This is a genomic window from Rhizobium sp. PAMB 3174 (assembly GCF_052908375.1).
The window spans coordinates 511,756-536,857 of the sequence record NZ_CM128608.1; the positions used below are offsets into that span (position 1 = coordinate 511,756).

The 25,102-nt window shown below is 60.6% G+C and carries 19 protein-coding genes; 1 reads left to right on the forward strand and 18 read right to left on the reverse strand.

Annotated features, from left to right (window positions below; all coding sequences use genetic code 11):
- Positions 1–177: 177 nt before the first annotated feature.
- From ACU5AY_RS02470 to ACU5AY_RS02510, 9 genes are all read right to left on the reverse strand, one after another.
- Complete coding sequence (locus ACU5AY_RS02470; RefSeq protein WP_446827858.1) at positions 178–1,233, reverse strand: ABC transporter ATP-binding protein; 1,056 nt, start codon at positions 1,231–1,233, stop codon at positions 178–180.
- Positions 1,233–2,024, reverse strand: a complete 792-nt coding sequence (locus tag ACU5AY_RS02475) for an ABC transporter permease (protein ID WP_446827859.1) — start codon at positions 2,022–2,024, stop codon at positions 1,233–1,235. Before ACU5AY_RS02475 ends, ACU5AY_RS02470 begins: the two co-directional genes overlap by 1 nt.
- Complete coding sequence (locus ACU5AY_RS02480) at positions 2,021–2,893, reverse strand: ABC transporter permease (protein ID WP_446827860.1); 873 nt, start codon at positions 2,891–2,893, stop codon at positions 2,021–2,023. Before ACU5AY_RS02480 ends, ACU5AY_RS02475 begins: the two co-directional genes overlap by 4 nt.
- Positions 2,894–2,917: 24 nt before the next feature.
- Positions 2,918–3,970, reverse strand: coding sequence for an ABC transporter substrate-binding protein (locus ACU5AY_RS02485; protein WP_446827861.1), 1,053 nt, complete (start codon positions 3,968–3,970; stop codon positions 2,918–2,920).
- A gap of 43 nt (positions 3,971–4,013) precedes the next feature.
- Positions 4,014–4,964 (reverse strand): PfkB family carbohydrate kinase, encoded by a 951-nt coding sequence (locus ACU5AY_RS02490; protein WP_446827862.1) that lies wholly within the window; start codon positions 4,962–4,964, stop codon positions 4,014–4,016.
- Positions 4,957–5,991, reverse strand: coding sequence for an ADP-ribosylglycohydrolase family protein (locus ACU5AY_RS02495; RefSeq protein ID WP_446827863.1), 1,035 nt, complete (start codon positions 5,989–5,991; stop codon positions 4,957–4,959). Before ACU5AY_RS02495 ends, ACU5AY_RS02490 begins: the two co-directional genes overlap by 8 nt.
- A gap of 2 nt (positions 5,992–5,993) precedes the next feature.
- A complete protein-coding gene (locus ACU5AY_RS02500) occupies positions 5,994–6,710 on the reverse strand; it encodes a GntR family transcriptional regulator (RefSeq protein ID WP_446827864.1) in 717 nt (238 codons plus the stop codon).
- Positions 6,711–6,949: 239 nt separating this feature from the next.
- Entirely contained in the window at positions 6,950–8,080 is a 1,131-nt protein-coding gene (locus ACU5AY_RS02505; RefSeq protein WP_446827865.1) for a hypothetical protein, read from the reverse strand.
- Between the two features lie 196 nt (positions 8,081–8,276).
- Entirely contained in the window at positions 8,277–11,810 is a 3,534-nt protein-coding gene (locus ACU5AY_RS02510) for a VCBS domain-containing protein (RefSeq protein WP_446827866.1), read from the reverse strand.
- A 443-nt stretch (positions 11,811–12,253) separates the two neighbouring features.
- Here ACU5AY_RS02510 and ACU5AY_RS02515 point away from each other — a divergent pair, with 443 nt between their 5' ends.
- Positions 12,254–13,135 (forward strand): transglutaminase-like cysteine peptidase, encoded by an 882-nt coding sequence (locus ACU5AY_RS02515; protein WP_446827867.1) that lies wholly within the window; start codon positions 12,254–12,256, stop codon positions 13,133–13,135.
- A gap of 26 nt (positions 13,136–13,161) precedes the next feature.
- Here the strand turns inward: ACU5AY_RS02515 and ACU5AY_RS02520 are convergent, their stop codons facing one another.
- From ACU5AY_RS02520 to ACU5AY_RS02560, 9 genes are all read right to left on the reverse strand, one after another.
- Positions 13,162–13,677, reverse strand: coding sequence for a ribbon-helix-helix domain-containing protein (locus tag ACU5AY_RS02520; protein ID WP_446827868.1), 516 nt, complete (start codon positions 13,675–13,677; stop codon positions 13,162–13,164).
- Positions 13,678–13,751: 74 nt separating this feature from the next.
- Positions 13,752–15,080 carry an HlyD family type I secretion periplasmic adaptor subunit gene (locus tag ACU5AY_RS02525; protein WP_446823220.1) on the reverse strand — a complete coding sequence of 443 codons (1,329 nt, stop codon included), beginning with the start codon at positions 15,078–15,080 and terminating at the stop codon, positions 13,752–13,754.
- Positions 15,081–15,086: 6 nt separating this feature from the next.
- A complete protein-coding gene (locus ACU5AY_RS02530) occupies positions 15,087–17,159 on the reverse strand; it encodes a type I secretion system permease/ATPase (RefSeq protein ID WP_446827869.1) in 2,073 nt (690 codons plus the stop codon).
- 131 nt (positions 17,160–17,290) lie between these two features.
- Positions 17,291–18,724, reverse strand: a complete 1,434-nt coding sequence (locus tag ACU5AY_RS02535) for a TolC family outer membrane protein (RefSeq protein WP_446827870.1) — start codon at positions 18,722–18,724, stop codon at positions 17,291–17,293.
- 316 nt (positions 18,725–19,040) lie between these two features.
- Complete coding sequence (locus ACU5AY_RS02540) at positions 19,041–19,328, reverse strand: hypothetical protein (RefSeq protein ID WP_446827871.1); 288 nt, start codon at positions 19,326–19,328, stop codon at positions 19,041–19,043.
- A gap of 41 nt (positions 19,329–19,369) precedes the next feature.
- Positions 19,370–20,392: a SphA family protein gene (locus tag ACU5AY_RS02545; protein WP_446827872.1), complete on the reverse strand. Its 1,023-nt coding sequence runs from the start codon at positions 20,390–20,392 to the stop codon at positions 19,370–19,372.
- 27 nt (positions 20,393–20,419) lie between these two features.
- Complete coding sequence (locus tag ACU5AY_RS02550; protein ID WP_446827873.1) at positions 20,420–21,643, reverse strand: MFS transporter; 1,224 nt, start codon at positions 21,641–21,643, stop codon at positions 20,420–20,422.
- Between the two features lie 154 nt (positions 21,644–21,797).
- The gene (locus tag ACU5AY_RS02555) at positions 21,798–23,273 is read right to left on the reverse strand and encodes an aldehyde dehydrogenase family protein (protein ID WP_446827874.1); all 1,476 of its coding nucleotides are present in this window, start codon (positions 23,271–23,273) and stop codon (positions 21,798–21,800) included.
- Positions 23,274–23,579: 306 nt separating this feature from the next.
- Entirely contained in the window at positions 23,580–25,049 is a 1,470-nt protein-coding gene (locus ACU5AY_RS02560; RefSeq protein ID WP_446827875.1) for a carotenoid oxygenase family protein, read from the reverse strand.
- Between the last annotated feature and the right edge of the window lie 53 nt (positions 25,050–25,102).

Below are 25,102 nucleotides of genomic sequence, written 5' to 3' on the forward strand. Positions count from 1 at the left end.
ACCCTATCGTGATACAATCAAAGGGTACCTGCATGTTTCGGGATCGGGTTTTCGCGAGCGCAGACGAGAATTTTTGCGCTCGATCACTAGTAGCCACGACGTTTACCTGCATCCTGCCCGACACCGATGCGGGATTGAACCGACACCAGTTTTTGGCGCCCTGACCGCAGACGGCTGCTAAGCCGCGGCAACCGGTATGGTGCTTTCGCGTGACCATGTCAGCGTGACGGCCTCGCCGTCACCGAGACTGTTCGATCCGGTATTGGGAAGGCCCACTCGGATTTCGCGACCGTTGTGATTGACGAACAGCGTGGTGCTGTTGCCGGCGAAGAGCCGGCGCTCGATACGGCCTTCCAGCACGTTGTCCAGTCTCGGCTGTTCAGCCGAGACGATTCGGATCCGCTCCGGTCGAACGGCACAGCGGATCACCCCGGACTGCATGTCGTTGCTGTCGGCGACGCGAACTGCGCGGCCGTCCGTGAGCATGACGCCACTGTCCTGCCATTCGCCCTCGAAAATATTGGCGTCCCCGAGGAAGGTCGCGGCAAAGAGGGTCTTCGGGCGATTGTAAATATCCTCAGGCCGTCCTTCTTCGATCAGTCTTCCATCCTTGAGAAGGCCGATGCGATCGGCCATGGTCAGGGCTTCCTCCTGGTCATGGGTCACGAAGACGGTGGTAATGCCAATTTCCCGTTGAATACGTTTTAGTTCGACCTGCATGTCGAGACGCAGGGCTTTGTCCAGTGCCCCGAGGGGCTCGTCGAGAAGCAGTACGCGAGGATTGATGACGATCGCGCGCGCGAGCGCCACACGCTGGCGCTGTCCACCGGAAAGCTGATGCGGCTTGCGACCTTCGAGCTTTCCGAGCTGAACCAGATCGAGGGCGTTCATGACCTTCTTTCGTATTTCCTCGCGCGCGACGCCCCGCACGCTGAGGCCGAAGGCGACATTGTCGAACACCGTCATATTGGGAAACAGCGCGTAGTTCTGGAACACCATGCCGATGTTGCGCTTTTCCAGGGGAACCCGCTCGACGCTTTCGCCATTCATCTCGATGTGGCCGGTGTCGGGATAGTCGAAGCCGGCGATCATTCGCAGCAGCGTGGTCTTGCCGCTGCCGGACGGGCCGAGAAGTGCGTAGAAGCCGCCATCCTCGAAGCGCACCGAGATGTCGTCGAGCGCCTTGTAGATGCCGAAGCTTCGTGACAGGTTTTTCACCTCGACGCTGGCCATCAGCTATTTCCTCCGAATTTGTAGAAGCGGGCGGTCACCAGCATCAGGACCATGGACATGACGATGATGATCGTCGACACCGCGTTGATCTCGGGCGTGAAGCCCTTGCGGATCGCTGCGTAGATTTCAACTGGAAGCGTCGTTTGCCCCGGGGTCGCCAGGAAATAGGAGACGACGAACTGGTCGAAGGAAACGGCGAAGGCGAAGAGCCCGCCGGCGACGACGCCCGGCGCAAGATAGGGCAGGGTCACCCTGCGGGTGATCTGCCACTGGCTGGCGCCCAGCGAGCGGGCCGCCTCCTCCAGCTCCGGCGCGAAGGTCTGGAGGCGGGCATTGAGCACGATGATGACATAGGGCAGGGCGAGCGCCACATGGCCGAGTATGATGGCGTGCAGGCCGCGGCCTATTCCAATGCCGTAGAAGAAGACGAGCATCGCCGTGCCGGTGATCAGCCACGGAATGGCGATCGGCGGCAGCAACAGGGCCTGAAGCAGCTTCTTGCCCCTGAACTCGTAGCGGAAGAACGCCAGCGATGCGGCCGTGCCGATAACCGTCGCGACAATCGTGGTGATGACGGCGATCTGTAGGCTGTTGAGGGCGGCGCCGATCAGTTGGCCGTCCTGCGACAGCGCCTGATACCACGTCGACGACCACGTCAACGGTAATTGATAGAAGGGCGAGGCGTTGAACGACATCAGTCCCATGATGACGATCGGCAGATACAGGAAGGCCAGGAGAAGGCCGACGTAGAGACGTCCGACGGCGTTGAGGAGGCGCGTGGTCTTGCTCATGCGGCTTTCCTCATGACGGGGGAGGCCAATGCCAGGATGGCGAGGACGAGTGCCAGCAGGATGAAGGAGAGTGCGGCGCCGAGCGGCCAGTTGAAGACGGCGACGAACTGGTCCTCGATGACGGTTCCGTAGAAGGTGCCGGTCCGGCCGCCGAGGATGCGGGGCTCCATGAACGAGCCGATCACCGGCACGAAGACGAGAACGGCTCCGGCGATGATGCCCGGCAGCGACAGCGGCAGAATGATGCGCCTCAAAATCCGGAAACGCGATGCGCCGAGCGACCGCGCCGCCTCGATGAGGCTGTCGTCGATCGCCTGGATGCTGAGGTAGCAGGTGAGCACGATATAGGGCACATAGGAATGCACTAGGCCGATGATGACGGCCGGATAGGAATACATCAGGTCGATATTGACCTTGAACTGCAGGATGGCGTTCAGCGCCGTATCCAGTATGCCGCCGCTGCGCAGCACCATCGCCCAGGAGAAGATGCGGACGAGCCCATTGCTCCAGAAGGGCAGGATGACGAGCAGGAAAATCGCTTCCCGGGTTCTGCCCTTGAACACCTTGGCCAGTACGTAGGCCGACGGAAAGCCGAGAATAATGCACCATACCGTGACCTCGAAGGCCAGGCGCAACGATGACAGCAGAAGCTTTGCGTAAACGTCGCTCGAAAAGAAATCGGCGTAGTTCGACAATGTCAGCGACCAGGGCTTGCCCATGAAAGGCATGTCGCTGGCAAAGCTGAAGAAGACCATGGCCGACAATGGCAGGAAGATTGCCACCATCAGCCAGAGATAGGCGGGAAGGAGCAGCGGCGCGGCGGCTTTCGCCGTCGAACGATGCCCAAGCCGGGATTGTGATGCGCCCATGCCGTGCTCCTTCCCTGATCGTGACTACTTCACATTGACCTTCAGTTCCTGCCAGATCTGCAGGTACTTCTCGCGGTCGGCATCCGAGACGGGCGCCTGGAACTGGATGCGCGACGCGACCTGCGGGTCGCCCATGACCTTTCGGTTGAATGCGTCTTCCGGCAGTTCGGCGACGGCTGCAGTGTTGGCCGAAACCGGTGCGCCGACCTTGTTGTCCCATTCCATGTAGAATTTCGGATCGATCATGTAGTTGATGAAGGCTTCAGCGCCCTCGACGTTTTTCGACCCCTTGGGGATGGAAAAGGCGTCAAGCCAGCCGACCGCGCCTTCTTCCGGAACGACGAATGTGACCGGAAGGCCGAAGTTCTTCTTGGCGCGCGAAGCCGAACCGCTCCAGTAGGTGCCGACGTCGATCTGGTTGGCGGCAACCATCTGGTTCCAGTCGTTCTCCGCACTCCAGAACATGCGGATCTGGGGCATCAGGGACGCAAGCTTGGCCTTGACCGCATCCATGTCCTTGATGTCGTTGATGTTCTGCCCGGTTGCAATGGCGCCGAACTGAATGGCTTCGAGGGCGTCGTCGCGCAAGACCACGCGTCCCTTGTGGGCTTCATCCCACATCACCTGAATGGAGGTCGGGGTCTTGTCGAAGGCCTTGTCGTTGACGGCGATGGAGGTCAGGCCCCAGACCCACGGCACGCCATAGGTCTGGCCGTCGTGGTTGAGCAGGGGCGACTTGGCCTTTTCCTCGCTGATGTTCGCCGCATTGGCGATCTTGCTGGTGTCGATCGGCTGGATGAGCCCTTCCGACGTCGCCTGGTCGTTGAAGGCCGCGTTGATCATCACGACGTCGTAGAGGCCGGGATTGGTCCGCAGCTTGGTCAGCATTTCCTGTTCGGAATTGAAGTAATCGTTGATGACCTTGTTTCCGGTGGCCTTTTCGAAGGCTTCCACGGCCCAGGGCTCGTCGGTGCCGTAGCCCTTCCAGTTGAGAACATGGACGTCGGCTGCCATTGCGCCGGATTGCATCAGCACTGTCATTATGGCGGTGGTCGCCAGTATCGAATAGGATTTCATGTCTGCTTCCTCTCAGATTTGATGTGCCTGTTCTTCTTCTTTTTCAGTCGATTATGGTTTCCCCGGCACGTTTCAGGAATTCTTCGACTTCTTGTCTGTATGGGGCATTGGAGCCGCCGCGGCGGGTTGTCGAGATGGCGGCGGCGGCATTGGCAATGCGCAGTGCATTCAGGGGCGGCTCATTGCGGGCAAGCGCCGCGGCCATCGCGCCGGAATGGACATCACCGGCGCCATTGGTGTCCACCACGTCGACCCGGAAGGCGGGGACAAAGGCGGGTTGTTCGTTTCTCAAGGCCAGCAGCGCGCCATCGCCGCCGCAGCGTATGATCACGCCTTTCGCATGTGGACAGGACCGGTCAAGCAGCCTTGCTGCCAGATCCTCCAGACCGGCTTTGCCGGCGATCGCTGTTGCTTCCGCACGGTTGCAGGTCAGCCAGTCGGCGCGTTTCATGACCCGTGCCAGGATATTCTCCGGGATATGGTCGACTACGCCGGTGGGATCGAACATGAAGGTCACATTGCCCGGCAGGCCTTCTATGAAATCTGCCAGGATATCGCGACATTCCGGATAGGCGAGCGTGTATCCGGAGGTGAAGAACCAGTCCCCGGCCTTTGGGGCGATGGAGCGAAGATCGTCGGCCTCGATGAGTGCCTCCGCCCCCTGTCGGGAGACGAAGGTTCTTTCCCCGTCTGCGGTGACCAGCACGATACAGGTACCGGTGTCTGCGCCGGTTGCCCTGGTTTGGATGCAATCGATGCCTTCCGCCTGGAATGCCGCCGCGAGCAGGGCGCCGACGGGTCCGGACCCGATCTTGCCGGCATAGGCGCAATCGAGGCCGCTTCGGTGCGCCGCGACCAGCATGTTGAAGCCGCCGCCGGGCAGGGCCGAAAAGCCTGACGCCAGGAGGTCTTCGCCGGGTATGGGCAATCGATCGATTTCATAGACGTAATCGACGACGGCGCTGCCGATATGAAAGAGCCGGGGTTCAGGCATGCCGCACCTTCTGGCTCTCGGCCAGTGTCAGGCGACGATCGACAAGGGCCTCAGCCAGTGAACGGGCCTTCTCCGGATCGAACTCCTTGAGGCCGGTGATCATGTCGTCCGCGACCGACGAGAGACCGCCGCAGGCGCCTGCCATAGAGCAGGCGATGGCGCCGATCGTGTCGGTGTCGCCGCCGAGATTGGCGGCGATGACGGCCGCCTTCCAGCAATTGCCATCAGCCAGGGCCAGGACCGCAAAGGCGGCCGGAACGGATTCCTGCGAGGCGACGCTCGTACCGATGAGATCGAACATTGCTTGGATATCCGCCGTGGTTCGGGCCTGTTCGGCCAGAGATACAGCCCAGGCGATCCGTGCAGAAATGCGTCCGCCGGCAACCCAGGCTCCTTCGCTCTCCGCAGCCTTTGCAGCTTCCAGTGAGGCCGGTATGGCTTCACGCCACACAGCGCCGTCCAGCCCGCAACTGACGACGGTGGCAACGGCCGCCGCGGCGGCAATGGCGATCGAGGTATTGTGTGTCGAGCGGCACGTCTCGGCGACGGTCTGCACCAGTTGGCGCGACGCAGGCAGCATGATGCCGGCGGGTGCTATGCGCATGGCCGCTCCGTTCGTGTCGCCGTATCGGCCGGCCTGTTCCGGCGGGACGCCGGCATTGATCGCGTCAATGGCGCGCTTGGTCGAAGGGCCGAGGAGATCATAGCCGCCACGGGCGCGGATGCTCTCTTCCCAGGCGAGCAGCGCGTCGATCCACAGCCTGTGATCGAAGCCATCCCGCGATTGCAGAAGGACGTCGCCAAGAAGCAGGGTCTGCTCCGTGTCGTCGGTGATCGCGCCGGCCGCAAGGCCTCGGGAGACAGGGTGATCGTCGGTCGGCGCGACAAAGCCCTCGACGTGCCCATAGAGTTCGGCGATCCGCTGGGGCGAGAGAAGTTGCGTCGGCATTCCCATGGCGTCGCCGATTGCGCCGCCTGTCAGTGCCGCTACCGCTCTGTCGACCATCTTCTCGCGGGAAACCGTCATGCTCAAAATTCCAGATGAAGTGCAAAATATGTGGGGTTCAAAAGGCTGGTGACATATTCGATCGGGCGGCCGTCCGCGCTACGCGACAGGCGCCTTGTCCGCAGAAATGCGGCACCTTCGGCGCATTCCAGGAGGGCTGCGTCCTCCGCCGACAACAGGGCAATGTCGGCCCACTCTTCGCCGTTCGTCGGAATGAGCCCCGCAACCCGCAACGTCTCCCGCAGCGAGCCGGACTTGAGACCGCTTAGCGGTACGCTCTCCAGTTCCGGCGACATCGGCAGGCGGCTGCGTTCCAGCGACACGGGGACCTGCCCTTCGGACAGGCGGCGCAGGCGATCGACGGCGATGAAGGTGTCGTCTTCGATTGAAAGCTGTTCCGCAAGATCGGCATCCCGCAGCATCTCAATTCGCAAGACGCGCGTTTCGGTCTGCGCTCCGGCATCGGCAAGGGCTCTCGACCAGCCGGCCGCATCATCGATGGTCTTTCCGTTGAAGGTCACAAAGGAGCCGATCCCGACCTTGGTGGTGATCAGGCCACGGCTGTTCAGTTCTTCCAATCCCTTGCGGAGTGTGTTGCGGCTCACCGAAAACCGCCGGACAAGCTCGTTCTCGCTCTGCAGCCGATCGCCGAAGGCCAGCCTGCCGGAGCGGATTTCCTCTTCCAGCACGCTGGCGATCTGCCGCGGCTTGGCGACGCCGGGTTCGAGCTTAACCTTCATTGCGGCTGTATTCTCCAGTCAACTTGTTCATTGAACCTGTTCAAACCTGTTTACATACGTTCCATGGCGCGACGTGTTAGTCAATTGGGAAAATATCTCGCACCGCGATGCGTTATGCTTCGCGGCAAGCCGTGCAGGCGGCAACCCGATGGCTGGGGGTAACGAGCCGGATCTTGAGAACCTGCCGCAGAGCTGTCGAGAGCCAGTGTCGCGGGCTCAATGCATCGCGTGAATGCGCGTCAAAAGGTCGTCGGGGCGGGTTGAAAGAAGACGAACTGGCCATTGGAAACGCGGAACATGTCGCAGTTCCTGCGAACCGTCCCGTCGGCGTGCAACCTGAATACGCCGGCCGCGCCACGGAAGCCGGACGGCGTCGTCAGATGCGCCTCGTCGAGGCCCTGGCGGCCATATCGGCGGGCTATGCCAAGGGACATGGCGGCGGCGTCATACGCATAGGCTGCGTCGAGGCTGACGGGAAAGCCGGTCTCGCGGAGATAGCGATCGCCGATACGATTCTGGATGTTGTAGCCGAAGCGGCAGACGAGCGCGCCGGAAAGGTCCGGCGCGCGAAGCGCGTCGACCGGGGTTGTCTCGGCGATGACGAGCTTCGCACGGGCGGATGCCGCGCGCCCTTCCTGGATGCTCCTTACGATCTGTGGCGCATTCTTGATGCCGGGAAACAAGACGATGAGGTCGTATGCTTTCATCGCCTCCGCCTGCTTGCCGCTCGGCGGAGCCTCGCCCACGGGGATGGTTGCTGCGATGGAGCCGCCGAATGCGGCAACCTCCTGCTTCGCGCGCTCGATCTCTGCCTTGCTGTAGCCCGCCGGGGCGAGCAGCACACCCTTTTGGGCGCCTTCGGCCGTGGCGAAGGAAACGGCCTCGATGATGCCGTCGACGGCGTTGGATTTGAAGAGATACGCATCGGATTTTGGCGGCAGGGCTCCGTTGTCTGAAAGCAGGATGATCTCTGCATCGCGTCCCGCGAGCGCCCGGCGTATGTCCGGCAGGTAGGACGGTGGCGCGGACGTCAGCAGCACCTTGATGCCGGCTGTACCGAGCTTGCGGGTTGCCGCCTCCACCTCATCGGGCTTGTCGCCGCTTTGCTCCACCCGCATGGAAAATTCGCCGCCACCTAGATCGCGGACGGCCATCGACGCTCCGGCTCGCCTGTCGCGCTCCGCCTGGCTGGCGGGTTGGTCCGCCGGCTGAAAGCCCAGATATCCGATGAGAGGATCGCCGGTGCCGATGGTCTCGCTCTTCGGCTGCGGGCCACCGGCGTGCGCCGACGTCTTCCCCGCCGGTGTATCGATGCCTTCGGCGAGGTCGCCGGTCTGGCAGCCGGCGAGAACGGAAAGGAGCAGGGCCACGCAAAATGGCTTCCTGAGTTCCACGCGCATCACCATGTTGATCCTAACCTCATACGCACTCGACCAGACCGCGATTGGAGGCGCTCCTCAGTGCCATGTGGACAGCTTCCTCCATCGCGACATACACAACTACGCATCGACCAGCCAATGGCACGTTGCGCGGTAATGAGACTTTATCACCGACAGCGCTGCCACATCAGACATTGGCCTGATGTGGCGTGCTGGTTCCGTCATCATAGAGGATATGAACGGTGTTCGAAGCGTAATTGAACCCGTTGAGAATTGCGACGGTCTGATAGTTGTCGCCGCTCCCGTTGGTATCCACCTGAACAAGTGCGTCGCTACCGGACTGCACCACCTGCACATAGCCGGAGGCATGCGGGTCCGTGACGCCCGCCAATCCATTCAGGAGCGACGTGAGGTCCACCGTATCCTCGTTCGCATGATAGTCCGTGATGATGTCGTCAATGCCGATGGCGAGAGTGTCCGCACTGATGACGAACGTGTCGTTACCGATGTCGCCCGTCATGTGATCCGCACCATAGCCGCCGTCGAGGAGGTCATTGCCAAGTCCGCCCAGCAAGGTGTCATCGCCCAGCCCGCCATGCAGCGAGTCGTTGCCCCCGCGTCCTTCAATCAGGTCACTCAAATTTCCACCGGTAAGGGAGTCATTTCCGGTTTCGGAGCCGTAGATAACATTCGGTTGATCATCGACACCATTAACCGTAATCGATGGGTTTCCGGGGTTGTAGAAATTGAGTTCGTAGTTGAGAAGGCGGGCTTGCTCATTCCCCCCTACAACGTCATCGTAGATGAGCTCCCAACTGTCACCTGTAGCCGGATGATTGGTGGCAAGGTAGTTTGCGAGCGTCTGGGAGAGGTTGTTCGTATTGTATATATCCGTGAATTGAATGGTTGTTTCCATCAATTGACCATTGAAGGTCCAAGTATTGTCGTCGGTTGGAGTGTGAAACACAGCTTGGAAGAGAATGCCATCAACCTTGATGTATACGTCGACCTGCTTTTCCAGATCGGCACCATTTTGATCGCCTGACTGAATGGGAACTGTCGCACCATTCTTGTGCTGAAAGTCGGTTTCAAATGTTATTGACCCGGAGGATGGGTCGCCGGCAATGGAACTGGCGAACGCAGCATCGAGAATAATACTGCCCACTTGGTCGTGACCCGAAGTGAGCGGAGAGTTGCCGTCGCCGATCTGCCCATCGGGACCCGGGAGATTTGTTGGTGCAACTTCGTTGATGGAGACAGTGTAGGAGGTCGTTGCATTTCCGTCAGTGGCATCGAGGTTGAGGACGACTTTCGGCGTATCGTCAACTGCGGATGTTGGTCGATAGACGAGATCGTCTAATCTATTGATGCCATTTTGAGAATCAAAGAGCACAGTGGTTCCGGTCACAGCAAAGTAAGTACCAGAAACACTGTCATAGTAGTACACGCCGGTCGGTGAATTGGTTGCCGTAACAATCAGGTGGTCTGCAATGTCTACGTCTGTCGGAATGTTTACATGTAGGGGATAACCAGCGGAATATTCCGGTGCCTGCTGAGCGGGATCGCTGGGGAGCCAGGCAGTACTACTCTGCACAACCGGCACGTCGTTTGTGCCGGTGATTGTGACGGTTATGGTGCGATCGACGGTTCCGGAATGGCCGTCATCGAGCGTGATGGTGAAGGTCTCTTCCTTGGTCTGTCCTGCGGCGAGGTATTCGACGGCAGATGCCGCAACGGAATAGTTCCAGGTGATGACACCGCCGGTTCCGTCGCTGTCGGAGGCCTGGGTGGTGACGCTTGCCGTGAGCGTGCCGAGGGCACCACTGGAGCTGACGATGGTCGGCTGGATGGTGTGGGTGTCGAGCAGGTCGACATCGGAGAAGCCGATTGTGCCGCTGTCGGTGAGGTTGCCGACGGGAGTGACGAGTTCGGTGACGGCACCTGTGACGTCAGTGGCGTCGACGACCGGCACGTCGTTTGTGCCGGTGATTGTGACGGTTATGGTGCGATCGACGGTTCCGGAATGGCCGTCATCGAGCGTGATGGTGAAGGTCTCTTCCTTGGTCTGTCCTGCGGCGAGGTATTCGACGGCAGATGCCGCAACGGAATAGTTCCAGGTGATGACACCGCCGGTTCCGTCGCTGTCGGAGGCCTGGGTGGTGACGCTTGCCGTGAGCGTGCCGAGGGCACCACTGGAGCTGACGATGGTCGGCTGGATGGTGTGGGTGTCGAGCAGGTCGACATCGGAGAAGCCGATTGTGCCGCTGTCGGTGAGGTTGCCGACGGGAGTGACGAGTTCGGTGACGGCACCTGTGACGTCAGTGGCGTCGACGACCGGCACGTCGTTTGTGCCGGTGATTGTGACGGTTATGGTGCGATCGACGGTTCCGGAATGGCCGTCATCGAGCGTGATGGTGAAGGTCTCTTCCTTGGTCTGTCCTGCGGCGAGGTATTCGACGGCAGATGCCGCAACGGAATAGTTCCAGGTGATGACACCGCCGGTTCCGTCGCTGTCGGAGGCCTGGGTGGTGACGCTTGCCGTGAGCGTGCCGAGGGCACCACTGGAGCTGACGATGGTCGGCTGGATGGTGTGGGTGTCGAGCAGGTCGACATCGGAGAAGCCGATTGTGCCGCTGTCGGTGAGGTTGCCGACGGGAGTGACGAGTTCGGTGACGGCACCTGTGACGTCAGTGGCGTCGACGACCGGCACGTCGTTTGTGCCGTAAATCGTAACTGTGAGTGTGGATGTGCTTTCCCCGCCACGCCCATCACTGACAGTGTAGGCGAAGGTGTCCGTGGTTGTTTCACCTGCTGCGAGCGCCTGGACCTTCGCGTCGGCGTTGTCGAGGGTATAGGAATAAGTGCCGTCCGGATTCAGCGTCAGTTTGCCGTATATTCCCGCGACTTCAGTGCCGACGTTTCCTGCCTGGCCGTCGACGGCGACCACGGTCAACGGGTCATTGTCGGGATCGGTGTCAGTCTGATCGCCGTACGCGGTTTCATCTGACGAATGAAAATGTGAAAGGGTCTGTAGAATATTGCCGGTTGCGATTGAGGCGAGCTTCCCGTCCTCTTCCACCCAGTTTGTGTCATCGAGGGCGATCGGTGGAGTGTTGATTTCGATGCTCTGCTGTTCCGCCGGCGGGGTGATGATGTCTTCGGTTGGGGCGCCGAACTGCAGTTCAGTGGCGCCCAGCAGATCGATGACGGGGCCGGCGGAGCCGATGTCGGCGGAAACATCCGAGTTGTCGCCACCCGAGCTCTGTGTGTTGTTGGCGACGGCCACGGTGCCGTCTGGGCCGGCGGCGACGTTGATGCCGTTGGCCTGCAGGGCTGCGACCAGCGTCTGGGGGGTGATTTCGACATTGCCGATGAGGAAGGTCGGGATGTTTTGCGAGCCCTTCTCGATGATGATCTCGGAACCGTCGGGCTGAACGAGGACGAGATTGTTGCCCTTCACCACGATGTTGTCGATCGAAACGCCGGCCGGCAGCTGGACCTGGTTCTCGGCATTGGCGGTGACAGTGGTCGGCTGGCCGGGCGTGGGAAGCAACGGCTGTTCTGGCTGGGGCGGCTGCGCGGCATTTCCGGTCGCGGGGTCGACAAAGGTCGGTTCGGCATTCTGCGCCACTCGCACGGTGCGGTTCGAATGGTCGGCGGCGCTGTCCGTGCCGCTTGTGTTGTTTTGAGCCGAAGTTTCCGTATTGACGCGATCCAGCATGGTCTTCTCCCGTTCGTTAGGGATTTGTAAACCACGCCGGTTTTTACTTATCAATTCGAATTTTACTTATTCAGAGTAAGTATATATATCCCGTTATGCTATTTAATGTTATTTTTACCGATGGTTAATTGCTGTATATATCTAAATATATACGCCCGGAATTTCCGACGTTAACGATCGTCGGACGTGTTCTTCACTTTTGGCTTCGGTCGCCCCCATGGCTCGATCGAATTTCCAGCGCCTATAGGGTTCGAGCTGCTGTTTCCCGTTTCGCGGCGGGATGGCCAGCTTGGCGGCCGTTTGCCCCTTCAAACGACGGGCGCCTCAGGTTGCGGTTTCTCATAAAATTTTAGCTGATAAATTATGTAAATATAAGTCAAGTATATTCACCGAGTATTTCTCCCTAGTTGCTATTCTTATTTGCAAGAACGGGGAAATATTCGATGGTCAAGAACAAGAAGAAACCAATCTTTCTTCAAGCAGCCGCTCTGGCCGGGGTGATGGCGCTTGCCGGTCCCGCAAAGGCAATCGAGCTGCCGGTTCTCAACGCCTCTTCCAGCCTTGTCATGGCTGCCAACAGCCTTGTCTTCCAGGTGAGCTCATTGCCGGCGGTGGCGTCGGTAATCAGCAACATGGCCGGTCGGTTGTCGACGGATATTCTGGGCAAATCCATGCCCCAGAGGCAAGCGCCGCAGACGTCCGAGGCGACGGCGGTGTTCGCGTCGGTTCCGATCAGCTTCAATCGTCTGCCGGCTTCCGACAGCTGGAAGAAGGTGAGGCCCTATCTCGATCTGCGTGTGTCAGATGCCTGCGGGCAGAAGTCCGGTTGCGCCAGCCGCGAACAGCAGCTGGAGCGGATCGTTTCGACCGCCAAGAGCATGCCGTTTGCCGACCGGCTTTCGGCCGTCAACCGCGCGGTCAACGGCATGATCGCATACACGTCGGACAAGGCGCTCTACGGCAAGCGCGACTATTGGGCGAAGCCGTCCGAAACACTGCAGCTCGGCAAGGGGGATTGCGAGGATCTCGCGCTATTGAAGATGACTGCGCTGAAGGCCATGGGCGTTCCGGAGAAGAGCATGTCCATCGTCGTCCTGAAGATCACCAACCGGAACATTTTCCATGCCGTGCTGGCGGTTTCGACCAGCCAGGGTCACTATATCCTCGACAACCTGCGGACCAACGTCGCCATGGACACCAGCTATTCCAACTATGTGCCGCTCTATTCGATGAGCGCCGACCGGTCGTGGATCCATGGCTTTGCCAAGGGGAGCGCCAATGTGGCCGCACAGGGCGTGGCTCTGGAAGGCAGCCTGCCGGGCTGATCCCGGCGGGAGTCCCTTGGTGTCCGTCAGTTCAGAATAAAGCCGATGATGGCGCCCTGGCCCGAAGGGTCGGCTAGTACCGTGTTGACGCGTCCCTTGACCACGCGATCCTGCATGGCGATGGCATAGGTGGTGGATACCGGGCTTCGCGGTGACGCCTTCAACTGCGTCATCAGCGTTTCGAGCGGTGTTTCGAGCTGCAACTTCATGCTTGCCGAGAGAGATTCCGATGCGACGTGCGACAAGCGTGCCTGCAGCAATGTCAGGAACGCGGCGTTATAGGTTATGATCCGCTTGTTGCCCGAGATGGCGAAAGATGCTGTCGGGCTCGCGGCCACCAGGCCGATGATCAGGTCGGATGCGCCCGGCCTAAGCTTGTGGTGCTTGCGAATATCCTCGAGGATGCCGAGGCGTATGGCGGCTGTCAGGTTGCCGAGATTGACGTAGCGCTCTGCGTACTCGCCGATGATTGCATTCGCCCGCTTGCCTTCGTGCGCGGCGATCTCGGCAAGAGCATTCCAGAAGCCGTCCTCAAGGCGCACGCCGCGTCTTGTTCCGCCGAGGGATATCACTCGAAATCTCAGGTTGTCGGTATTGTCTTCCACAGTCAAAGGTCTCAACGCTCCCTCATCGCTTCCCTTTGAGCCTTGATAAGGGGCTTCAACAGATAGGCTAATACGGTTTTCTTGCCGGTGACGATGTCAGCGGTCGCAATCATGCCAGGTGAAATGGGGTAGGATTTTCCGTCTTTCGTCAGGGCGGCGGTGTCGGTGCCGATGCGCACAAGGTAATAGCTTTCGCCCTTCTGCTGATCGACGATGCTATCGGCCGAAACGGTCTGGACCGTTCCCTGCAGGCCGCCATAGATGGTGAAGTCATAGGCGGATATCTTGATCGTCGCAGACTGCCCGGGGCGCACGAAGGCCACGTCCGAAGGCGAGAGGCGGGCTTCCACCAGGAGCTTGTCGGAGGTCGGCACGATGCCCGCGACGACCGCGCCGGCGTTGACATAGGCGCCGACCGTGTTGACGTCCAACGTGTTGATGATGCCGTCGACGGGCGAGCGGATGTCGGTGTTCGTCACGCGACTTTCGGCGCCCTTGATCGTCTGCTTGAGCACGGAAAGCTGGGACAGCGCCTCCGTCTTCGTGGCCAGCGCTTCCTGCTGCGCCTGCAGTTTCAGTTCGTTCAGCTGAAGCTTCGCCTCATTGCCGGCCGCCTGCACGCGATCGACCGTTTCCTTGAGCTGCTTGATCTGACCTTGCGTGTCGGCAATTTCCTTGCGGATCTTCAGGAGGTCGGTCTGGGCGGCGAGCTTGCGCTGCACGAGGGGCCCGAGAAGGGTTTCCTCCTGCTGGGAGATCTTGAGGCTTTCCTGCAGTCGGGAGATGTTCTCCCGGGCTTCCGAGAGTTCCTTCACGCGCTGTTGCAGGCGCTCCTTCAGCACGTCCATCTGGTTGTAGAAATTGTCAGCCCGTGCCTTCAGCAGGCTTGCTTCATTCAGGCAAACCTCGGGGGCAATGCTGGCAACGTCCTGAGGGCAGGCGTAGGTGGTGTCGAAATTGCCGCTCTGCTCTATGTCGAGCCTGGCGATCTGGGCGCTGAGCGAGCGGGCCTTGGCTTCGGCCTCACCCAGCGAGGAGGCCGTCATGGTGTCGTCCAGCCGCAGCAGCATATCGCCCTTCTTCACGGTCTGGCCGACCTGCACCAGAATGTCCTGCACGATGCCCGGTTCGCTGGACTGGATGATTTGCGTCTTGGAAACGGGAATGACACGGCCGGTTCCGCGGGCGATCTCTTCCAGTTGCGCGCTGGATGCCCATACCAGGAAGGCGGCAATCAGGCCGCAGATGAGGTAAAGCGTCGCCCGGATTTCCGGCGCCTGCCTTTCCTTGGCGATGATCGGTCTGCTCTTGCGTCGCGCAAATCGCTTAGCCCCCGCCATGGCACGTCACTCCTGAACCGGAACGGGTGCGCCGCCGTTTGCGGTGGCCCCCTTGAGGAACTCGATGACCTTGGCCTTCGGGCCGTCGGCCATGACGCGGCCCTGATCGAGGACGATCAGCCTGTCGACGAGGTTCAGCATGCTGTAGCGATGGGTGGAGATGAGAATGGTCGTCTCGCGCGGAAAGCAGGTCGACAGACGATCGATGAGCTCCTTCTCGCTTGCCAGGTCCATGGCGCCGGAAGGCTCGTCGAGGAATATGATTTTCGGCTTGCGTAAGAGAATGCGGGCAATGGCGATCGACTGCCGCTGGCCGCCGGACAGCAGGCTGCCGCGCTCGCCGACCGGCATGTCATAACCGGCGGGATGGCGCGAGACGAAGCGTTCGACGCCGGCATTGCGGGCGGCCTCGATGATCTCCTCGTCGGTCGCCTGCGGCGCGGACATCAAGAGGTTTTCCTTCACCGTGCCGGCAAACAGGTCGGAGTTCTGGGAAACGAAGGCGATGGCGGTGCGGACGGCGGCGGGATGATACTGGCGGATGTCGACGCCGTCGATAAGCACCCGGCCGTTGCTTGCCGAATAAAGTCCGGAAACCATGCGGCCCATCGTCGTCTTGCCGGATCCGATGCGGCCGATGATGCCGACCTTCTCGCCCGGCCGCACCTCGATGTTGACGCCGGCGAGAACCTGGTTGTCGGTGCCGGGGTAGGTGAAGTCGACCTGGCGGAAGGCCACGGCGCCCGAGGTGACGTCGCGGTTCACAAAGCTCGCGGAGGCCGGCCGGTCCTCCTCCTGGGACATGATGCCGTCGACGATCCGCAATGAGAGCATCGCCTGGCGGAAGCGGGCGATCGTCAGAGCCAGCTGGCTCAGGGGCGCCACTGCGCGCGACGATAGCATGGAGGCGGCCACGATCGCGCCGGAGGTGATGTTGCCTGCCGAAAACTCGTAGAAGCCGCCGACAATGATCGCCACATAGGCGACCTGCTGGATGAACTGGGTGACGTTGGCGGTCCAGGCGGACAACCGCTTGATGTTTTCCCCGGTGCGCGATGCGTTGCTGGACAACTGGCTCCAGCGGCGCAGCAGCGGCACTTCGGCCGTCAGCAGCTTGACCGTTTCCAGGCTTGCGATCGTCTCGACCAGCAGGGACTGCTTGAGGGAGCCCTCGTTCAGTGAGGTGGCGATCACCCGGTTCATCCGCAGTTGCGCGTAATAGCCGATCATGACGACGAGCACGAACGCGATCAGCGGAATGACGGCGACCCAGCCGGTGATGACATAGATGATGCCGATGAAGAGGAAGACGAAGACGCAGTCGATGGCGACGCTGATGGTGTTGGACGTGAAAAACTCGCGTGCGAATTCATACTGCGACACCCGGTTGGCATATTCGCCGGTGGACATCGCCGTCGACTTCAGACTGGTGTTCAGGATCTTCTCGTAGAGCATGTAGGACAGGCGGAGATCCGCCTTGCGTCCGGCAAAGTCGATGATCGATGCCCGGAGCGTGCGCAGCGTGAAATCGAACAGCGACGCGCCGGCCACACCGATCGCCAGAACCCAGAGCGTCGTCGCCGCCTTGTTCGGCAGTACGCGGTCGTAAATGTTCATCGCGAAAAGCGGAGTGGCGAGTGCCAGGAGATTGATGAACAGCGTTGCCAGCGCGACTTCCACATAGGAGCGCATGAAAGGTTTCAACGTGGAGCGCAGCCAATGCTGCTTTTCCACTTCGGCGGCAACGCCGGAAATGCCGTCTTCCGAGGCATTGCTGTAGACCGGCTGGAAGGAAAAGGCTGTCAATGGGGTGCGCTTCAGCATCTTTGTGGCATCGGACAGCATATCGGGGCCGGGAACCGGCCTGTATTCGAAAGCAACTGTTCCGTTGGGGCGTTCTTCCAGAAGGGCGGCGGAAGTTCCATCCCGATATATTATGAGCAGGGGCAGATCGAAGGCGTGGCGGGCAAAGGCTTCCGGCTTGATTTCCCTGACCTCGAGCCCGAGCCTGCTCGCCAGCCGCTCTACCTCTTCGAATGTCGGCTGGACGGCGTCAAAGGGAACGCCGGAGAAAAGCACAGCATCGGACGTCGGCTTGCTGTAAAAGCCGGCGACACTGCGAAATGAATCCCTGAACGTCGTTGCCCCATTTAAAGCTTGCAGATCAGGTACTTCCCCGGCAACGGTCAATGGCACTCGCCCTTACACACTCAATTGCCGGAAGGCAGCAGAAGATCCATCGGAATGCCTGGATCCTGGCGGGACGGACGCCGGTTGTACTGCGGATTGTCGACGCTCCTCACCTTGAACGATCCGCGGGCATAGGCCTCGGCCTGGTTTGGCGGCGTGATCTGCATGGTGCGCAGCAGGCTGCCGGTGGCGGCGAGCAGACGATAATCCGCAAAGATCGCCGCGTACTGGGCGGTCTTGGAAAGAATGTCGACGTTGTAGCGGGTGTTCTGCGCTCCGAGCACATCCAGGAGCGAACGCTGCCCGATGCTCATCTGTTCGCGGTAGCTGGAGACCAGCTGGGCATTTGACGAGGCCTGCTGGCTGAGGATGCCGGCCAGCTCCCTCTGCTTCATCCGGCTGTCCCAGGACACGCGGACCGCTTCCTCCACTTCCCGGTGCGTCTGGGTGAGTGCGAGGCGCTGCTCGCTTGCCCGACGGATCTGCTCCTGTTCGTTGGCGATGTCGATGCCGCCGCGATAGAGGTTCCAGCGGGCGACAAGACGGACCTGCGCGTCGCCGGTATGGCCGTCGCTGCCGTCGATGTCGTTGCCGGTCCGCAGGCGGCCTTCTGCGGAAATCTCCGGCAGGTAGTTGCTGCGTGCGCTGCGCACGTTGGCGTCGGCCGCGTCGATGTCGGCATTGGCCACGCTGATGCGGGGATTGCCGCGACGCGCCAGATCGATGGCGGCCTCGAGGCTCTTCGGCAACGCGCCCGCCACCGGCTTCGGCATGCTCGGATTGGTGAGCTGCTGTCCGAGCAGGCGGTTGAGGCTGGCCTTGACCGTTTCAAGCGTCTCGGTTGCCTCCTGCAGTCGCGCCTGGGCGCCGAGAAGACGCTCGTTGGCCTGCTGGCGATCGGCGACCGTCAGCGTACCGCTTGAGATCAGCGAGCCGATATCCTTCAGGATACCTTGATGGAAGGCGATGTTCTTCTTGGATTCGGCGATGATCTGCGTCTGCAGCATGTATTCCAGATATTCACGCACGACCTGCAGGCCGATCGTCTCGCTGCGTTCGAGAACGCGGAAGGACGCGCTGTCGACGCGTGCGGCTTGAAGGTCGAGCCCGGCGCGACGCTTGCCGCCGTCAAACAGCTTCTGCGTGACCACGAGGTCGACGCCGGACGGATAGAGGGCATTGTCGTCGAGTCCGATGCTGCGACGGCTCGGGCTGTCAAAACCACGGACGCCCACGGAGGCCTCCAGATCCACGCTCGGAAGGTAGAGGCCGCGCGCCTGGCGCAGCTCGAACTCCACCGCTTCGCGGTTTTCGAGTGCCTGCCCCACTTCCGGATTGGTCGTCACCGCGAGGGCCAACGCTTCATGAAGCGTCATTGCGCCTGCGCCATTTGCAGACAGAATCGTTCCTACGAGCAAGACTGCTCCCAGAACGGCCTTCAACTTAGAATTCATATCCCACCCCAATCAACGCGAATACTTTAGACTTGGACCCGGTGTAGATTTTACAGTCATCCCTAATAAAATCCATGCATAGGTCGTAATGCATTGCATCTTCGCGCAATCAACTCTTGAACGTGAAGTATCATGATATCGCAACCTATCCAAGGAGATCATTTTTGGTATTTAAATTGTTAAGTGGCAAGTGTAGCATCATTGCCTCATTATATTTAGTTATATTATGACTTTTTAAATCAGATTTATATTTACTTATTAGTGTGCAAAGTTGCCCTAAATATATTCAAGATTGTATATATAGGAATATATTAATTCAGCCCTGATCAGCTTGCCAACTGACGCTTTTGCCAGGGCCGGCGACAGCGGCAACGCGTCGATGCGCGCGCAGATTCGGCGGCTTCGTCGTCGGCGCGGATGCGCCTGTGATCGGCAGGCTGGGAGCCCTGAGCGGATAGAGATGATCCGGAGACGCGGCGACTTCGTCGTCAACCCGCGCGTGGTTGCCGTTCATCGAAAGATGAAGCCTGATTGTGAGGGCGCGCGGGTAGCGTCTCAACGCCATGATGCTTGTGTCACCGCCGGCATGGAGGCTTTCCTCCATGCCGGCGGTGTGGTCTCATCTGTGTCAACCGGGTGGGCGGACTACCAGATCTTGCGGATGAAGCTCAGCTGAAGGTAGTCGCCCTCGAACGCGTTTCGGCTGTAGACATCCGTCAGGTATTTGAGCGTCAGCGTCGAGCGGTATTCGGGCAAGTCGACCGACAGAATCGGACCGATCCGGATGGACTTGTGCCGCTGTCCGTCGGAGGCGGGCGTGGCCGGCGTGCCTTCGTCATCCTGGATCTGCCACTTGATATTGCCGGCGAGGCCGAACTGGAAGCGGCCGTAGCGCTCGGTCACCGCGAAATCCGCAGACAGATAGTCGCCGTCCCGGTAGGTGAAGCCGCCGGTTGAATCGTCACGCTCAAAGTTGTGATTGTAGAAGAGGCGGGCGGAGAACTCCGTGGCATCGAGGAAGATCGGCTTCGTCCGGTATGTGAATGCAATATTCGGTGAAAGCACCCAGTTGTTGAAGCCCGGATAGCCGACGGACGTGTTTTCGAAGCTGCCAATCGGGACCGTGACGCCGAGGCCGACGCCGAGAGTGAAGCCGACCGGCATGGGCGGCACGAAATCCTCGGTGGGCGCGGGCTGTCCGGGTGCTCCCGGAGGCGGCCCTTCATACCAGCTCTTCGACCAGAAAAACACGTCCGAGTAGGCGTCGTAGAAGCCGGTATGCTTGGCACTGAGGTCGACCGGCAGCGTGTTCGTCACCGTCAGGTCGTGCCTGCCATAGGCGAAGATTAGCGAGGACGCCATCCGGCCGCCGAGCACCTCTTCCGGATAGACGTAGAGACCTCCGAGCTGTCCCATGAACGTCCGCTCCTCTGTGTCGGGGTACATGGCATCGCCATCCCCGTTGTTCAGCCGGTCGCGCCAGCTTCCCCAAAGGCCGCCGATGGCATAGAGGCCGGGTTCGGGCGGCAGTTCGGCCGCCCTGATGTCGGTCGTCGCGCCAGGCGTTACGGTCTGGTAGAATTCCGCGGCATTCGAGACGCCGCCCAGCAGCAGAAGCGTGAGTGCAGACAGTGACGTCAGTCTGCCGATTGATCGCTGGCTTTCCATTCAAAATCCCCCCTTTTTGGATGTTGATCAGTGCGTAGGTGTAATGGCCGCTCCGCGGGTCACCGGTTCGCGCAAAGAGCGTCCGAATGCGGAACCCAAAAGAAAGGCGAGAGCGGCAAGTGCCGTCAGGACCGCGAACACGGCCATGGTCGCAACCATGCCACCGGCCAGGCTGGCGATGGCGCCGACCGTGAGCGGGCAAATGAACTGACCGATGAAGAACATCGAGGTCCAGATGCCCGAGGCGCGGCCACGATGACTGTCCGGCAACCTGCTCATGGTGAGTGCCAGCACCAGCGGCAGGGAGACCCCGCAGCCGATATTGTTGACGAACATGCCGATGATGCCGCCGGCAAGCGAAGGCTGGGTGTAGAGCGTGGCGTAGCCGATCGCCTGTGCCGCCAGGGCGCCCGTCAACAAAACGCCGATCGGAGCCCTCGACTGAAAGCGGAAGAGCATGGCGCCGGCGACCACGCCGAGCGATCCGATAGCGCTCGCCAGACCCAGCACGCCGGCCGCGGAGAAGCCGCGCTCGCTGAACACGAGGGAAATGTGAACCGGCGTGACGTAGAAGAGCAGGCCGCAGACCAGGGTTAGCGCAAGGCAGCTTGCGAAGCGGACGGTGAACAGGTGCTGCGAAGCCTCCTGCGCCGGGCGTTCGGCAGTCCTTTGCGGCGCAACGTGCTCGGCCTCGAAGATCAGCTTGAGGACCAGAGGAATGAACAGCGCCGTCCCGCCATAGATGAGGAAGGGCACGCGCCAGTCATATCCGCCGAGGAAGCCGGCGATGACGAAACAGACGGTTGCGACGAGTGAGGCCGAGCCGAACTGCACGGACAGCCAGTGTGCCCTGCGTTCTCCGGTGAAGTAGTCGCAGATCAGTGCCGTGCTGGCCGTCATGACGCCCGCCTCGGCAATGCCGACCACCGCTCTCGTCAGGATGATGGCGTGCAGGCTGTCCAGCCAGAATGGCGCTATGCCGGCCAATGCGTAGAGCGCCAGGGCGGCCATCAGCAGGCGCTTGCGCCCGATCCGGTCGGCGAGAAGCCCCGCCAGCGGCGCAAGCAATGCGACGAACAGGGCAGGGGTGACCAGTGCGACTGGTGCCAGCACCGAGGCATGCGGCACCGCCGAGAAATACTGGATCATGTGCGGCAATACCGGGGCGAACAAGGTCGACCCTATGGGCGCAAGCCACGCGACGGCCACAAGCAACAGCCCCTGAGGGGCGCCCGCTATACGATTTTGCATTTCGTCCTCCTCTACGGCACACGCCCTCGCACGACTGCAAGGCGCGCCGCCCATCTCCCAGATTGCGTATTCAGAAATTCGTCTCGGGCCGCGTGTCCCGATGCCCCCGGTTGGGGGGGGGGCGGCATCGCTCTCCTCCAGCGATGCCGGCTCCTTATCGTTGGATCGAGATAAAGTGATCCGTGGTCAGTTCCTCGACGATCCACTTGCCGTTGAAGCGGCCGAGGCCGGAGTTCTTCTCGCCTCCGAACATCACGTGCGGATAGTCGTGGATGGTTATGTCGTTGATATGGGTCATGCCGGCTTCGATCTGCTGGGCAAAGGCAAGGCCTCGCGCTTCGTCCCGGGTGAAGACCGCACTGGACAGGCCGAACTCGGTGTCGTTGGCAAAGGCCAGCGCCTCGGCCTCGTTGGCGGCCCGGATCAGCGGCGCAACGGGTCCGAAGATTTCATTGCGCGCGAAGTCAGAGTCGTTTGCCACGTCCGCAAAGACGTGCGGAGATACCACGCGGCCATCGATCGTGCCGGAAACACATTCCCGGAAGCCGCTCTCTCGGGCGCGGGCAATGCTTGCGGCAACGCTCTTCAACTGGCTGTCGTTGCACAGCGGTCCGACCAAAGTGTCCGGTTCGTTCGGATCACCGTATTTCACGGTCTTGGCCGCGGCGGTGAATGCTTCGACGAAGCGATCGTAGATCGCGGCGTCAATGATGATCCGGTTGGTGCTCATGCAGATCTGTCCCTGATGCATGAACCGGCCGATCAGTGCGGCGCCGACCGCCTTTTCCAGATCGGCGTCATCGAGGACCACCAGCGGCGCGTTGCCTCCGAGTTCGAGGCCGATGCGCTTGAGCAGCGACGATTCCCCTGCCACCTGGGCAATATGCCGTCCTACCGGCGTGGAACCGGTGAAGGTGAGGACGCGCGGCACGGGATGGCGTGAAAAGGCGTCGCCGATCACGCTCGAGCTGCCGACGATAACGTTGAGCACGCCAGCCGGCAGGCCGGCCTCTTCATAAATCTTGGCGAGGAGCAGGCCGCCCGTGACCGGAGTGTCGTTGGATGGCTTCAGCACGACCGCATTGCCGAGGGCAAGCGCCGGCGCCACCGACCGGTTTGACAGGTGGAGCGGAAAGTTCCACGGGCTGATCACGCCGACGACGCCAACGGGCTTCTTGTAGACGCGTGCCTCCTTGCCAGGCTTGTCGACGGGGATGATGTGGCCCTGGGCCATGGCGGGCATGGTCGCGGCTTCCAGCATGCCGGCACGCACGGCGCCCCATTCGATGCCGGCCTTGATGCGCGTGCTGCCCGATTCCCGAACGAGCCAGCCGATGATCTCTTCCTTGCGCATGTCGAGAATGGAAACCGCCTTGAAAAAGACGGCGGCACGCTCGGCCGGCAAGGTCTGCGCCCACTGCCGCTGCGCCGCTTTCGCGGCCTGGAAGGCAAGGTCCAGATCGGCAAGGCTCGCCTGAGAGATCTCGGCGAGCACGGCGTCATTGTAAGGGTTGCGGTCGAGAGCCGTGGTGCCCTGGGTGCCGGCGACCCACCGGCCGGCAATGTATTGTCCGGAAAATCCATCGTAGGACGACGGGAATAACGCGGATTGATCGATGCGCTGCTGCAAAGTGTATCCTCCTCTTGGCGATCAACAAGACGTCGCAGACGGCGCTGAGCGCTGCCGTGTTGTGTCTCGTTATGTAAAGAATTCGCCCCCTAGAGATACACTCCCATAAAAATGAAATTTATCAATATTAATTGTGGTTTTCTTGTATAAGAAATACGTATAATCGTATTTATGCTATAATTTACTTAAGTGAAAATGAGTTTATCTCCGAGTATTGGCAATACTCGGAGTTTTTGTTTGGCTTCAGTGTCGGCCGACGCGGGTCTTTTCGCCGCCGAGCCGGAGGGCTGGACGGTCGTCCCAGCGTCAGTTCGCTTGCAGCACGCTTCCCGGCACCCAGTTGCCGTGCAGGGACATGCGCAGCCGCATCGGCAGCTTGATCGTTGCAATCGGCCCTTCGTCCAGGTGCTGGGCGTCTAGTACCAAAAGGTCCGTAGACTGTTCGGCCAGGCGGTTGCAGAGGCCGATAACGTAGCCTTCGCCTTCCGGAGAGTCGGCGCGTTTCGGTACGAAAATCGGCTCCTGGAAACAGGACTGGTCGTCGGCAAACCAGGTCTTCGTCTTGCCTGTCGCCACGTTGACGTGGGCGAGCAAGTTGAAGAACTGGAACGGCCGAGGTCCGATGCGGGTCTCGTCAAAAGGTCTACTCGGGTCCATGGCGATGACGAAGCCGTGCTGGTAATGCCGGCCCATGTAACGGTCGTCGCTTCGCGGAAATTCGCAGGCAAAGGCGGTGAGCGGCGTCATCGACAGCGTGTTGCCGCGTGCGTTCATGTCGATGGTCAGCCGCATCAGGTTGGACGAGAGCGTCTCCGGCGGCGGCACTGTCCCGTCTGCCTGGGGGAAGAAGTAGAAGATGTTACCGCTGGTGACGGGCATGTCGACATAGATGCGTCCGGCATCGTCGAAGGCGTTCAGCGTATGTCCCTGGAAGCCGTTCGGTGCCGTGAACCATCGCACGTCGCTGCCGTCGCCGTCGCGCCGGAGGACGCCAAACAGCTGGTCGAGGCCCGGCTGCCACTGAAAATGCTTTCCGCCGTTCTTCAGCCGCTCAAGGTCCACGGTCAGCGGCATGAGCGGAAAGATGACGTAGTTTTCGGTGACGGCGAAGTCGTGGATCATTGCCGCGTAGGGCGCGACAATCCATGTTTCGCGCTTCTTCCGGCCTCTTGCGTCGATCTCGTAATAGACGATGTCCGGTGTCGCATCGCCCTTGGCTTCGTATCCGAAACAGAGAAGGTCCCCGGTCGCCGGATCGAACTTCGGATGTGCCGTGAAGGTGGCGCTGGTCAGCTGGCCATCGAAGTCCCAAAGGCCGATCGTTTCGAGCGTTACGGGATCGAGCGCGTAAGGCGCGCTATCCTCTTTCAATGCCAGCAGCTTGCCGGCGTGGACGATCACGTTGGTATTGGCCGTGCTGTTGTTCAAATCGCGCACGGTCGGGTCATTGGTATACTGGTTGCGATAGGTGCCGTGGAGCGATGCGCGCGCTGCACGCTGCGCCTTCAGACGCTCGGTCATGACGTAACGACGCTGGAAGTCGACGTGCCCGCCCTGGAAACGGAAGGCGGAGATGGCGCCGTCGCCATTGAAGAATATGTCTTTGCCAAGCATCGGCGGATATTGCGGATCGGGAGCCACCTGGAAAAAGGTGCCGTCGATCTCGACCGGGATCTTTCCTTCCACCTCCAGATCATAGACCTGTCCTTCAAATCGGGCAGGCTTGTAGAGCGCGCCGGTGAATTCAGGTGCGCTGGGGAAAGGTCCAGTCATCATATCTCCTCCTCATAACCGTACTAATGTGTACTATTATAGGTTTTGGCATATGT